Origin of the sequence: Campylobacter pinnipediorum subsp. caledonicus, assembly GCF_002022005.1 — a bacterium.
Taxonomy (GTDB): domain Bacteria; phylum Campylobacterota; class Campylobacteria; order Campylobacterales; family Campylobacteraceae; genus Campylobacter_A; species Campylobacter_A caledonicus.
The window spans coordinates 1,348,316-1,361,002 of sequence record NZ_CP017258.1 but is presented as its reverse complement, the minus strand read 5'-3'; the positions used below and the strand labels follow the sequence as shown (position 1 = coordinate 1,361,002).

The 12,687-nt window shown below is 27.6% G+C and carries 17 protein-coding genes; 10 read left to right on the top strand and 7 right to left on the bottom strand.

What is annotated here, in order from left to right; genetic code table 11:
* The first annotated feature begins 15 nt into the window (after window positions 1-15).
* Entirely contained in the window at window positions 16-1,023 is a 1,008-nt protein-coding gene (locus tag CPIN18021_RS06955) for a 3'-5' exonuclease (protein ID WP_078424708.1), read from the top strand.
* Between the two features lie 30 nt (window positions 1,024-1,053).
* On the opposite strand, the gene CPIN18021_RS06950 is transcribed toward CPIN18021_RS06955, so the two are convergent.
* Window positions 1,054-1,965 (bottom strand): glycosyltransferase family A protein, encoded by a 912-nt coding sequence (locus CPIN18021_RS06950; protein WP_078423713.1) that lies wholly within the window; start codon window positions 1,963-1,965, stop codon window positions 1,054-1,056.
* Between the two features lie 85 nt (window positions 1,966-2,050).
* Window positions 2,051-2,782: a sulfite exporter TauE/SafE family protein gene (locus tag CPIN18021_RS06945; RefSeq protein WP_078423712.1), complete on the bottom strand. Its 732-nt coding sequence runs from the start codon at window positions 2,780-2,782 to the stop codon at window positions 2,051-2,053.
* A 302-nt stretch (window positions 2,783-3,084) separates the two neighbouring features.
* On the opposite strand from CPIN18021_RS06945, the gene CPIN18021_RS06940 reads away from it, so the two are divergent.
* Genes CPIN18021_RS06940 through CPIN18021_RS06930 form a run of 3 tightly spaced genes read left to right on the top strand, consistent with a single transcriptional unit; the run spans window position 3,085 to window position 4,654 of the window.
* On the top strand, window positions 3,085-3,507 hold the full coding sequence (locus tag CPIN18021_RS06940; protein ID WP_078423711.1) for a chemotaxis protein CheX: 423 nt from the start codon (window positions 3,085-3,087) through the stop codon (window positions 3,505-3,507).
* Window positions 3,504-3,824, top strand: coding sequence for a flagellar motor switch protein FliN (gene fliN / locus CPIN18021_RS06935; protein WP_078423710.1), 321 nt, complete (start codon window positions 3,504-3,506; stop codon window positions 3,822-3,824). The genes CPIN18021_RS06940 and fliN overlap by 4 nt, the downstream gene beginning before the upstream one ends.
* On the top strand, window positions 3,821-4,654 hold the full coding sequence (locus tag CPIN18021_RS06930; protein ID WP_078424707.1) for an excinuclease ABC subunit A: 834 nt from the start codon (window positions 3,821-3,823) through the stop codon (window positions 4,652-4,654). The genes fliN and CPIN18021_RS06930 overlap by 4 nt, the downstream gene beginning before the upstream one ends.
* Window positions 4,655-4,657: 3 nt before the next feature.
* On the opposite strand, the gene CPIN18021_RS06925 is transcribed toward CPIN18021_RS06930, so the two are convergent.
* From CPIN18021_RS06925 to CPIN18021_RS06910, 4 genes are all read right to left on the bottom strand, one after another.
* Window positions 4,658-6,922 carry an ATP-binding protein gene (locus CPIN18021_RS06925; RefSeq protein WP_078423708.1) on the bottom strand — a complete coding sequence of 755 codons (2,265 nt, stop codon included), beginning with the start codon at window positions 6,920-6,922 and terminating at the stop codon, window positions 4,658-4,660.
* The gene (locus tag CPIN18021_RS06920) at window positions 6,919-8,001 is read right to left on the bottom strand and encodes a PilZ domain-containing protein (protein WP_078424706.1); all 1,083 of its coding nucleotides are present in this window, start codon (window positions 7,999-8,001) and stop codon (window positions 6,919-6,921) included. The genes CPIN18021_RS06925 and CPIN18021_RS06920 overlap by 4 nt, the downstream gene beginning before the upstream one ends.
* A gap of 141 nt (window positions 8,002-8,142) precedes the next feature.
* On the bottom strand, window positions 8,143-8,742 hold the full coding sequence (locus CPIN18021_RS06915; RefSeq protein ID WP_078423706.1) for a peroxiredoxin: 600 nt from the start codon (window positions 8,740-8,742) through the stop codon (window positions 8,143-8,145).
* Window positions 8,743-8,843: 101 nt separating this feature from the next.
* Window positions 8,844-9,458 carry a trimeric intracellular cation channel family protein gene (locus tag CPIN18021_RS06910; RefSeq protein ID WP_078423705.1) on the bottom strand — a complete coding sequence of 205 codons (615 nt, stop codon included), beginning with the start codon at window positions 9,456-9,458 and terminating at the stop codon, window positions 8,844-8,846.
* Between the two features lie 142 nt (window positions 9,459-9,600).
* On the opposite strand from CPIN18021_RS06910, the gene CPIN18021_RS06905 reads away from it, so the two are divergent.
* On the top strand, window positions 9,601-10,260 hold the full coding sequence (locus CPIN18021_RS06905) for a lipid-binding SYLF domain-containing protein (RefSeq protein ID WP_078424705.1): 660 nt from the start codon (window positions 9,601-9,603) through the stop codon (window positions 10,258-10,260).
* A gap of 24 nt (window positions 10,261-10,284) precedes the next feature.
* On the opposite strand, the gene CPIN18021_RS06900 is transcribed toward CPIN18021_RS06905, so the two are convergent.
* The gene (locus CPIN18021_RS06900) at window positions 10,285-10,494 is read right to left on the bottom strand and encodes a hypothetical protein (protein ID WP_069632279.1); all 210 of its coding nucleotides are present in this window, start codon (window positions 10,492-10,494) and stop codon (window positions 10,285-10,287) included.
* A 132-nt stretch (window positions 10,495-10,626) separates the two neighbouring features.
* Here CPIN18021_RS06900 and CPIN18021_RS06895 point away from each other — a divergent pair, with 132 nt between their 5' ends.
* From CPIN18021_RS06895 to CPIN18021_RS06875, 5 genes are all read left to right on the top strand, one after another.
* Window positions 10,627-11,073, top strand: coding sequence for a Fur family transcriptional regulator (locus CPIN18021_RS06895; RefSeq protein ID WP_078423703.1), 447 nt, complete (start codon window positions 10,627-10,629; stop codon window positions 11,071-11,073).
* A gap of 81 nt (window positions 11,074-11,154) precedes the next feature.
* Complete coding sequence (locus tag CPIN18021_RS06890) at window positions 11,155-11,478, top strand: HMA2 domain-containing protein (protein ID WP_078423702.1); 324 nt, start codon at window positions 11,155-11,157, stop codon at window positions 11,476-11,478.
* Window positions 11,468-12,106, top strand: a complete 639-nt coding sequence (locus CPIN18021_RS06885) for a hypothetical protein (RefSeq protein ID WP_078423701.1) — start codon at window positions 11,468-11,470, stop codon at window positions 12,104-12,106. The genes CPIN18021_RS06890 and CPIN18021_RS06885 overlap by 11 nt, the downstream gene beginning before the upstream one ends.
* 1 nt (window position 12,107) lies before the next feature.
* Window positions 12,108-12,371 (top strand): hypothetical protein, encoded by a 264-nt coding sequence (locus tag CPIN18021_RS06880; protein ID WP_078423700.1) that lies wholly within the window; start codon window positions 12,108-12,110, stop codon window positions 12,369-12,371.
* Window positions 12,372-12,382: 11 nt separating this feature from the next.
* The gene (locus CPIN18021_RS06875) at window positions 12,383-12,685 is read left to right on the top strand and encodes a hypothetical protein (protein WP_078423699.1); all 303 of its coding nucleotides are present in this window, start codon (window positions 12,383-12,385) and stop codon (window positions 12,683-12,685) included.
* Window positions 12,686-12,687 lie beyond the last annotated feature (2 nt).

Genomic DNA, 12,687 nt, shown 5'->3' with positions numbered 1-12,687 from the left:
TAAAAAAGGCTTAAAATGGCAAAAAATTGTATTTGTGTGTTTGATTGTGAGACTGTTCCAGATGTGGATTTGTTGAGGCGAGTTTATGGTTTTGATGGTGATGACATGGATGTGAGTTTGCAAGCATTTGAATATCAAAAAAGTATAAGTGGTAGCGAGTTTTTGCCTGTTATGTTTCATAAGGTTGTAGCTATCTCTGCTGTTATAGCTGATGAATATGGTAAATTTGAGCGAGTTAATACTATGGAGGGCGAAGATGAGAGGGACATACTTTCTAAGTTTGTAAACTTCATAAATAGACTAAATCCACGCCTTGTTAGCTTTAATGGAAGAGGGTTTGATTTGCCTATGATTATGGCTAGGGCTATGAGATATAATTTAACCGCAAATGCTTATTATGAAACTGATAATAAAGAGCTTAATAAAAGCAAATGGGAGAATTATCGTTCAAGGTATGATGCTAGATTTCATCTTGATTTGCTTGATCATATTAGCGATTTTGGTGCTGTTAGAGGGCTTAAACTTGATTTGCTTTGCGCGAGTTTAAATTTGCCGGGGAAATATGATGTTCATGGAGATCAGGTATTGCAGCTTTATTATGAAAATGAAATTTTAAAAATAAACGAATATTGTGAGTCGGATGTTTTAAATACATATTGGTTATTTTTGAAATTTGAACTTTTGCAAGGTCAAATAACACTTGATGATTATGCCTATTTTTTAAACACTATGAGTAATTTTTTAAATACTAATTGTAAAAATAAGAACTATACAGATATTTTTTGTGATTTTATATCTCAAGAACTTTATAGATTGCAAAATAAAGATGGGTATAAATATATAAGTAAGATAAAAAAAACAGCTTTTGATGATATTCAAAGAGTTTCACTTGAAAATTTAGACGAACATATGGCCAAAAATGGACTTGAAAATGTATTAAAAAAAGCAAGTGAGTTAAAACCATCTAATGCAAAGATGAAAATAGATGAGCAAATTCCTGAGATAAATCTAGATGATGAGTAGATAAATTAGCCATTATTAATGGCTAATTTATTAATTATTCCCAAATAGCCAACGAAAATACCATAAGTAATACCACCATTTTTTGCTTTTAGGATTAGGTATATTTTTTCTATATTGTTCGCTTAAAATTGTCCATGTGAAATTAAGAAAAATCCTAGAATGCCCATATTCTGCTCCAAAATTACGATTTTCTATTTTTTTTCTAAGATCTACTGGTGTGTTGTATGACAAATCTCTTTTTAAAGTATGATATGATTTTTCTCTATTTACATTATCTTTTAAATCAGTATTATTATCTCTTGTTGAACAAAGATATTTTTTAGGGAGGTATGATTGTTTTGAGCCATGTGCTTTATGAAATTTTACAAATCTAAAATCTTCACTTCCATAATGCCCTGCAAATTCTTCATCATATCCATAAAACCTCATAAATCTAGCCCTGCTCATAAAAAATAAATTAGCATGCCCTTTTCTTATTTTGCCATCATTGTTGGCAGAAGTTCTATAAATTTTATATATATTTCTCCCTAAGGGTCTTTTATTTGCCATATACCAAAGTGTGTTTTCGTGTATATAGTGGTCCAAATCTAACATTACAATCTTGTCACTTCTTGCATATGTGGCTCCTAGATTTCTGGCGCCTGCTTGGTTCCATTGTATATCTTCGTTTATTTTAAGCCATCTTATATTTAAATCAAACTCTGGTATTTCGTATTGTATTGGCGATCCATCATCTACTATAATAAACTCAATTTGATCCAACAAATCCGGCGAATATTGTTCATATTTTCTAAGTAAAGATATGACTGAGTCTATGTTTTCTTGATTGCAATAAAAATGAGTTATGTAGCTTAAATTTATATGAGAAGCATCTAGTTGATGTCTGTTCGGATAGTTTTTATTTATTCTTGATATCTCTTTTTGTTGATTAAATGCAGACATGTTTTTCCTAAATTTTTATTTTAAATATCTTAATTTACACATAATAGCATATTTAAATTTTGTAAAAAATAAATTTATATTTTTATTAAAAAAGTATCTTATAAATCAAAAATGCACTCATAAATAGGTATAGTCCTAAAAAATACTTTTTTAAAAGTTTTTTGTCAATTTTATTTGAAGCTCTTGTTCCAAAAAACACACCAAAAATAGACCCAAAACCTATTAAAGCTCCATCCAAATATGCAATGTATCCGTGATATGCAAATGATAAAAATCCAGAAAATGAGCTAAATATAACAAAAAATAGACCCATGGAAGATGCTTTTTTAATATCAAGCCCTAAAAATCCAACAAGTATAGGGGTGATGAAGACAGAGCCACCTATGCCAACACTAATAGCAAGAGTCCCAACACCAATGCCTATGGCAAATAAAATAGCTTTTGATATTATTAGTGTTTTTGCTTGTTTTGGGTTATAATAAAGTTTTATTATTGAAATAATAAATATTGAAAGTAAGGCTAATTTCAGCACAATATCTGGAGTTATAGACACTATATATCCACTAAAACTAGCTCCAACAGCACCACCAAGCCCTAAAAATATGCCATTGTCTAATTTTAGATTTCCATCTTTGTAGTTAAAATAAGAGCCAAAAACTGAGCTAAAAAGCATTTGAAAAACACTTATACCAATTGCTGCTTTCATTTCAAAACCAAGCATTAACATGGCCGGAACTATAATAGCCCCGCCACCTATGCCAAAAAAACCAGCGATGAAGCCTACAAAAACTCCAAAAATAAGTAAAAACAATAGCATAATTTGTCCTATAATTATTTTTTATTATTAAAGTTTATCATAAAATGGTATTAGTAAAATTAAAATTTAAAAAACAAAAGCTTTTGTTTTAAGGCATAAAAAACTTTAATGAATTTAGCACTAATGGGTTTAAAAAATTACAACAAAATCTTTATAAATTTTTTGTTATTTGATTTAATGTAAAAAGATGCTTAAAATGTGAAAACACATTAAAAATAGATAAATAGCTTATTTTGGTTTTATAACGATTTTATAAAAACAAAAGTATAATAAACAGTCAAGTAAATTAAAAGGAAAAATTAATGAAATCTATTATAAATGATGCTGTTAATTATCTTTGTGTTCAAACATTGGGATTTGATGTCAAGAGTGCAAAATCATTAGGAAAAGGCTTTTATGGGGCTAGTATACCTTTATACAAAGATGATACGGAGTTTAATTTTTATCTTTTTTTTAAAAAAGACACACTAAAAAATTTTGCTAAGGCTTTTTTGGGGCAAGATGATGTTAGTGAGGCTGATTTTGATGATTTGTCAAAAGAGATATCAAATCAAATAATTGGCAGAGTAAAAGTTGTTTTAAACAATTCAAATGATAAATCACAATACAAGCTTGGAACACCTGAGTTTTTAGGTGAAGTTACAAATTTTAATATAAAATTAGATAATAAAATAATATATAAAATTAAAAACAGAACATTTCAAATAGGATATAAAAAAGTATGACCGAAGATAGTGAAGTTGTAGAAATATTTGAAAATTTAGGACTTTTTAAAAGCTATGATGAGCTTATGGATATAAGTGTTGATTTTATAGCAGAACTTGGCACTACTACAATAAGTATAAATGAGCTTTTAAAATTTGAACCGGGATCAGTTATAGACTTAGAAAAACCAGCAGGTGAGAGTGTAGAGCTTTATATAAACAATAGAATATTTGGCAAAGGTGAAGTAATGGTATATGAAAAAAACTTAGCCATTCGTATAAATGAGATATTAGATTCTAAGTCAGTGATACAATATTTTAAAAAAGAGCTTTTATGAGATTTTTGCTTTTATTTTTACTTTTATTGTCAAATATCAATGCTGTAAATTTACTTACATATAATGTTTATGAAAGAACAGATAGAGTTGACATTATGCTTAGTTTTGATGCTCCTTATGAGGGTAATATATTTCAAAAAAGAGATAAAGATTATACATCTTTGGTTTTAAATTTGCTTAATTTTGAGGAAAATATAAATAAAATTTTAAAATCAGACATAGTTCAAGAATTTGATTTTGAACCAAGGCAAAGTTCTTTAATATTAAAGTTAAAATCAAAAGAACCAATACTCGTAAATGCATCAAAAACAACAGATGGTTTTGGTCTTAGAATAAGAGCTAGTTTGAAAAACACACCAGAAAAACTAGCAAATATCCCCAAAGCCAGTATTATGGTTGGGCAAAAGACAAAAGAAGATGATGGATTGCTTGATAGTAGGTATTTTTTAGTCGTCGGTGTTTTACTGTTATTATTGATATTTTTATTTTTAGTTAAAAAAATTATATTAACAAAAGATGGAAAAGTAAAAAATACAAATAGTATGCCATGGCTTATAAAAGGCAATAATGCAAAGATAAATATAATATATGAAAAATATATAGATAGACTAAATAAAGTCGTTTTGTTTAGTTATGAAGAAAAAAAATATCTTGTTTTGGTTGGTTCTACAAATGTTTTGCTTGATAGTTTTGGAGAAGAAAAAATACAATCACAAGAAGACTTTGCTGTATTTTTTGAAGAGAATAAAAAGAAACTAGGTAATTTTTTACAAGATAGACAAAATAGTTTAAATAGCTATAAAGATAAGCTTAGTCAAGATTCGTTTTAGTTTTTATGTCCATAAAATAGAAATTTCTTCATTAAAAATATCTGATTTTTTGGGCATAACTTTTATCTCTTTAATTTCTATATTTTTTATGTCGTTTTGTGCTTTTAGATTTGAAATTTCTTCTTGCATTTTTTGCGATAACTCATCTAGCTTAATATTTATATCATCTATTAAATCTTGTAGCATTGTTACATCATTTTTTTCTTTTATGACCTTACTTGCTTTTTTAACTCCATTTGCTATCGTTCTTGGATTTCTTGCTTTAGAACCAAAAAATGCACTAATAATACTCGTTCCTATATTTATTATAGCATCTAATTTGCTAGATGTAAGATCATTTTCTTCTTTGTCCAATTGGTAGGTTGCTTTTTGAAGTTTTTGCAATAACTTATTTTCTTCTTTTTTAAACTTATCTATAATATCTTGTGTTTTTTCTTCAAGTATTTCATTGCAAATATCTTGCACTCTTACACAAAACTCCTCTTTGCTTTCATCTAAATTTGATGTTATGCCAAGGGCTGATAATATAGTTAAGTTTTCATTTTGGTATATAAAATCTTTAAAATCTTTTTTTAATTCATTTGTGTTTTTTATATTTAAAATAAAATCAGGAATGGGCTTAAATTTTGGATTTTTGTTGGGCTGTAATTGAATTATTTTTTTATTTTTTATAGCTTTGTCCCAATTTACACTGGTATCGGATTTGTCTAATTGTATTATGAAATTTAATTTTTTTGTTGTATCTATGCCAAGTTTTTGATTGTAAAATTTTACATTGGCAGCGGCTAATAAATTTCCACTTAATTCATCATCGCTACTAGCAAATATTTGTGTTATATTGCTAGAAAATAGCGGTTTTGAATGGCTAAAATTATCTAAAGATTTTTTATCTTTTGACTTTTTATTTTTCATTAGTATTGATATGTGTTCTTTGGAAAGAGGACCTTTTAGATAGCTTAAAGCCCAGCGAGTTTTTATTAAGTGAAGTTTGCTTTCGTTTGTATTTTTAACCAAAAAATGTCTTTTTTCTAAATTTGATATAGTGTTTTCAAGCTCTTTATTACTGGTATCGGATATTCCGCTCAGCCCTGACGCAACCTTTGCTTTATCTTGTTTGGTTTGAAGTCTTCCTATAAACCAAGTTCCTATATTACTCAATCCTCTATAGTCAAGATCTACTGGATTTTGTGTGCTTAATACACATCCTACCCCAAAAGCTCTTGCTTGTTTTAGCAAAAGAAGCATTGGTTGTTTTGATGGAGGGTTTGCATTCGGAGGGAAAAATCCAAAAATTTCATCCATATATAAAATAGCTCTTAATGAGCTTGTGCCATTTGTGCTTCTCATCCATGTTATTATTTTGTTAAGTAAGATTGTTACAAAAAACATTCTTTCATTATCATTTAAGTGTGATATTGTGAAGATATTACATTTTGCTTTTTTGTCTTTATTAAAAAGCATTTTGCCTATATCTAAATCTTCTCCTTTTGTATATGCCTTAAAATTATTGCTAGATATTAAGGTGTTTAATTTTAAACTTAGCTTCATTCTTTCATTGCTTGGATAAAATTGCTCTAAGCTAAAAACACCTATTTTGTCAAATGGGGGATTTAGTATTGATAAGATTAGTTCTTGTATGTTTATGCTTTCATTGCTGCTAAATTTGTAAGCAAAAATATTTGATATAAGTATATGTTCTTTTGAAGTTTCATCCACTTTTATATTTAAAAGTGATAATATTGAGCTTGTTGTGGAGTTTATATAAGAGTTTAAAAACTCCTCATCATCAGTGTTTGGGGCTTCAAAATTACCAAGCAAGGCTATGCTCACTCCGGCATTGCTTTTTGGTGTATATATCGTAAAATCAACACTTTCTTTAAATAATTTTATTCTTGAAATATCCTGAAAGCTTGAGCTTAAGCCTTCACTCCATCTTTTGCTTAATTTTTCAGATAACTCTTCTTTGCTTAAATTTTCATTATTTGCTTCTACTTCATCTATATATGGTAAAAAATCATTTTTATTTAGATTTTCAAACGATAGGCATAAGTTTGTCATGTCACCTTTTGGATCTATTATGATAGATGGAATATTGTCTATACAAGCTTCTTCTAAAATAGAAATTCCAAGACCAGTTTTACCGCTTCCTGTCATTCCTATTATTGTTGCATGAGTTGTTAAGTCTTTATTTTTGTATAAAAATGGTTCGTTATTTTCTAAGCCAATATAAAAAAGTTTTAAGTTTTCTTGAATGTTTTTTTCTATCATATATATAGTTTTTTTAACTCTTTTAATTCTTTAAAAATATCATCAACTCTTTTATCTATAAATTTATCCAAAGTAGGTTCTATTGTTTCACTACTGTTTTGCATACAATATCTCATAAAACCATTATAATTCATTTGAACAACAAGTTTGAGGTTTAAAGTTACATCAAAGCCTTCATCTTCATTGTTTGACACAAGCTTAAAAATAGCTTTTATCTCTTCGCCTTGCTTGAATTTAATATCTTGTGAAGTTAAAACACTAAGACCACCTTTTGAGATGTCATACATATTGCCTAAGACTTCATCTTGTGTTCCTTTTAGCAATACTTTTGTGAATTTATTCGGAGTCACACGCTGATGTTTTCTTCTGTTGGCATTCATTATATCCATTCTTTTAAAATTACTTAGTGTGACAGTTTGAGCGGTAATGTTAAAATCTATAATATCTGCTTTTAAGTGTTTTGAGAAAAATTCATTTTGAAGTATAAAGGCATTGCCTTCTTCTTTCATTGCTAAAATTTGTATAATATCAACTTGTATTGTAACACTAGAATCAGAAGTGCTTATTATGTGACCACTATTTTTTACATTAACACCATCATATAAATTTAAGAATACAACCTCTTTGTCTAAATCTTTCATTTTTTTAAATGTGTTTATAGGATGTTCAAAAAAGGTATCGGTATTAATTTTAAAAGTTGAGCTTGGTGAATCAAGTGTTATTCTTGCAAGCATGGATTTTTTTATAAATTCTATTCTTGATATCATCTGTTTTAAAAATGTATCGTTATCGCTTTTTTTTGAATATAAAAAAATAAAATTTATCAATACATAGTCTAAACTATATTTAAAAAGCTTATTCTCGCTACTAAATTTTTTGAAATCATTTTGCAAGGAGGACATATTTTCTTTTTCATTAATTATATTACAATACAAATCTTCAAAAAAAGTTGCAATATCCTCTTTGTTTAAAGTTTTTGTATTTTGCTCGCAAAAATGTAATCCAGAATCAATAAAACTACTCTTTAGTTCATTAAATACAATTTTTTGGGTTTGAAAATATTCATCCATAAATATCATAGGGATAGTCCTTAAGGTTATTAAAGTAGTATTATAATTAAAGTTTGCTTTTAAAAATTTTAGGTTTTGTAAAAATAAAAAATGTAGTGATATAGCGGATGTTTTTTAGCGGAAGAGCAAATTCTCTCCCGCATTTAAAAATTATAGTTTGTTAGCGTTTTTATCAAGATAGTCTGCAACACCATCTGTGCTTGGTTTCATACCAGCATCACCTTTATTCCATCCAGCTGGGCATACTTCGCCATGCTCATTTGTAAATATCATTGTATCAACCATTCTTACCATTTCATCTATATTTCTGCCTAATGGAAGATCGTTTACAACCGCGTGGCGAATTGTTCCATCTTTGTCTAGCAAGAATGATCCACGAAGAGCTATACCAGCTTCTTCTAAAAGAACATCAAATGCTTTTGATATTTCATGATTTCTGTCAGCTACTATAGGGAAGCGAACTTGGCCTATACCGCCTTTGTTTACTGGTGTTTCTTTCCAAGCAAAGTGAGAAAATTCATTGTCTGTGCTTACAGCAATTACTTCTATACCACGAGATTTAAACTCATCATATCTCTTATCAAAAGCTATGATTTCGCTTGGACAAACAAATGTAAAATCCATAGGGTAGAAAAATACTACAGCTCCCTTTTCGCCTATATTCTTATAAAGATTAAAATCTTCAACTATTTGATTGTTTCCTAGTACAGCAGCGGCAGTAAAATCTTGTGCTTTTTTTGTTACTAACATTAATTCTCCTTGTAATAAAATTTATTAATTACGAAATTATATAGATTAAGTTTAAATAAAAACTTAATGCTAAAATATTCATGTTTTATATATTAAAAACTCTATTTTTTTAATGGAGGTAAAGACCACCCTTTATAATAAGCTAATATTCTAAGCATTATTCCTAGTGCAAAAAGCAACACAACAAAGAAGGGATTATTTAGGTTTAAAATATATAGCAAGTAATAACAAATTCCAACACTAAAACTAATTGTGCCGTAAAGACCAGTTGTTAAAAACCACGGAATCTCATTTAGTAAGATATCCCTTAATATGCCTCCGCCGACACCATTAAAAAATGCTATAAATGCTACTCCAAATACATTATAATCGTATTTTATAGCAACCATTGCTCCTACTATAGAAAAACAAATAACATCTATTGCATCAGCAAAAATAAATATAAATTTTCTCTCAATTTTCTCTCTGTGTCTATAAATTTTAAAGAAATTAGCAACAAAAAGCACAAATAAAACAATAAGAGTTGGTGTATAATGAGTAAAAGAGTATATGCTTTTACCAAGCATTATATCTCTTAAAATTCCTCCCCCAAGAGCTGTTAAAAATGATGCAAGAAAAGCTCCAAGCCAATCGCAATCTTTTTTTATAGCAAACAAAAACCCGCTAAGAGCTGCAGATGCTATACCTATATATTCAAAAAAAAGTATAAATTTCATAAGTTGTCTTTAAAGTTCTTATTTTATATATATTGTATGAAATATAGCCATAAAATTATATAAAAATATTTACTTTTTAACTTTTATTATATTATAATGTTAATATATCTAAAATATTTGAAAATTATAAGGAGATATTTTTATGAATTTTTTAAAAACTTTTTGTGTAGCTTTATTCATATTTAATTTTTTAAATGCTGATGTAGTTCAAAATCAAAACATTAAAACAGCTATTAATATTTTAAATGATTTTGCTAATTCTAAACAAAATAGTTTAAAAAAGGGTGATATAAAAGCAATAGCTATTGTTCCAAGTGTTTCAAAAATAGGTTTTTTAGCTAGTGTGTCAAAAAGCGAAGGAATTTTTATAGCTAAAAATGATAATAGTGAATGGTCAAACCCGTTTTTTATAAACTACACTAGTGGCGGTTTTGGTCCACAAATTGGTATAACCTCTAGCGACCTTATTATATTTTTCAAAAGCTCAAGATCTTATGATAAATTATTTACTGATAATGAGGATACAATTAGTTTAAATTTTGAAGCATCTGCTATGAATAAAGGCATAAGAGATGGTGTTTCTACTGATTTTCCTGAACTCTCAGCCTATATGCTAATAAAAGGTAATAGTAGTGGTTGGTTTATAGGTTCTAGTCTTGATGTTGCTAGAATGAGCATAAATAGGCAAAATCTAAATGATTATTATGAAAGAATGTATACATATGAAGATATATTGAACAATAGTCCAAAAGAAAGCAAATATACTCTAAAACTAAAAGAAATTGCTAGTAAATTTTTCTAAATAAATTGTATTTATGGTTTAAAATTAAACCATAAATAAAGAAGCAAATCTTTTTTTTGGGATAGGGGAAAATTGGGTCATATATTCAAATGCTTCCTCTATATCTCCATCAGTATATTGTGCTACTTGTTCTATTAGTTCATAAAGCTCTTCATCATCTAAAGAATCAAAGCTTCCATTGTTTTCTAATATTTCAAGTAAAACAGCATCTAATTCTAATTCATCATATGTCATTTTTATTACCTTTAATTAAAAAAATTGCGACACTATACCAAAACAAACTTATAATATGCTTTATTTTTAGGTTTTATTAAGTGCTATATGATAAAATTTATTAAAATTTTAATAATATAAGTTACTAAAAATATGGATAAATTTGACAAAATTTATAAAAGCTTTTCTGAATTGTTGAGCGATTTAAATTATAAAAACTCATATATTAAAGAAAAAATTTTAAATATTTTATATGTCTCAAACGCTCATTTAAATGCAGTTGATATCCAAGATATTTTTAAAAAACAATATAAAGAACAAATTTCTTTAACAACCATTTATTCTTTTTTAAATTTTTTGACAGAATGTAATTTGGTTAATGTATATAATAAAAATAATATTAGAGAGTATGAACTGAATTTAAGCTCTCATCATGATCATTTAATTTGTGAAAAATGCAATAAAATAATTACTTTCTTTGATGAAGATATAGAAAAAAGACAACATATCGTATCTGGCGATAATAAATTTAATCTTATTGGGCATACAATGATTTTATATGGAATCTGCAAAAAATGTCAAAATATCAAAAAGTATTGATAATGATATGCAAAAAGCTTTAAGTCGCATATAAGTTATAAAATAACATAATGTGCTAATGAATAAAAATCAAGGAAATATATGGATATAAATACACGAGATATACTAAAAGTTGTATCTTATTTTAAGCCTATTAGCCATACTCCTGGTAGGTTAAGAGTTAGAGTAAATCCTAAGATAAAAGAGCTTGCAAGTGAGATTGATTTAAATAATTTAGATAGTATTATTAATAGAATTAATGGTATAAATAATGTTAAAATTAATAAACTAATAGGCTCTGTGACTATTGAGTATGACAAGATGGTTTTTGATAAACAAATTTGGGATGATTTGCTAAATGGAAATAATATAGAAAATATATCTGAAAAAATAAATAATATTGCAAAGGAAGTATATGCAGGATGAATTGAGTATAGCCTATGTGGCGGAAAAAAGTGCATATAAAATATATGAAAAGATATCTGAGTATTGTGAAGTTTTTGTTCAGATAAAAAATATTAGAGAAAATGGCTTAAAGCTATTAAGCGATTTTGCAAAATTAAATAAAATAGATTTGCAATATGATGATATAGATATTGCTTTTATGCCTGAAAATTTGGAAGATATTTTGATATTTATTATAAATTATGAAAATTCACTATGTAAAACTTACGAGAGTTTGATAGATAATACAAGTGATGAACATTTAAAAGATATATTTTTTAGATTGTGGGCTACTTGCGCTAATGAATATATACCGACTCTAAAAGAGCTTTTGAGGCATCAAATGTTTGATAAATCAACAAAAGATTTAAGTGATGAAACTTTAAATAGCGATAATTTACAAAATATGTTTGGAAATTATCAGCAAGAATTTTCACAAATAAGTTCACAGCTTGAAAATATACTTTCAGGTAAAGCTGACAAGAAAGATATAATGAAAATTTTAAATAGTCCAAATTTTTCTTTTTTATCCGGTGCAGCATTGGGTGTGCTAGGTGCTAGTTTTATAGCTAAAAACATACAAGAAGATGAAAACAATAAAAAGGATTAACATGCCATTACCATTTATAGTAGGAATAGCCGCAGGAGCTTTGACGGTTCTTGCTTGGAATAAAAGAGATGAACTAAAGCAAAAAGCTTGTCATGAGATGCAAAAAGGTAAAGATTTACTAGTTGAAAACATTCAAAAAAGCAAAGATAAAATAAGTAATGTTTTATCTAGTAAAGATGAAGAAAACCTAAAAACAAAAAAGACTACTACAAGAAAAAGATCTACAACTGGCAAATCAAAAACAACAAAAGAAAATAAAGACTAGGGCGCTTAAAAATGAATAATACAAATTTATCTAAAATATCTCAAATGTCTACAACAAGACTTCCTTTGGATCATTTTGTAAGCGGCGCATTGGCTTCGACTATCGCGACTTTGGTGCTTGAGTCTAATAAGAACTCACAATTATCAAATATAGATGTAAAAAAACTATTAAAAAATGGTGCAATAGCTGGGATTGCAGCTGCAAGCGCTATTTATGCAGCAAATTCAATTGCAAAAGGTAAGTATTTAGAAGCTGGATTTGGTTTAGTTGCCGGTGTTAGCGGTGCTTTACTGATAGAAAAAACATTAAAATAATT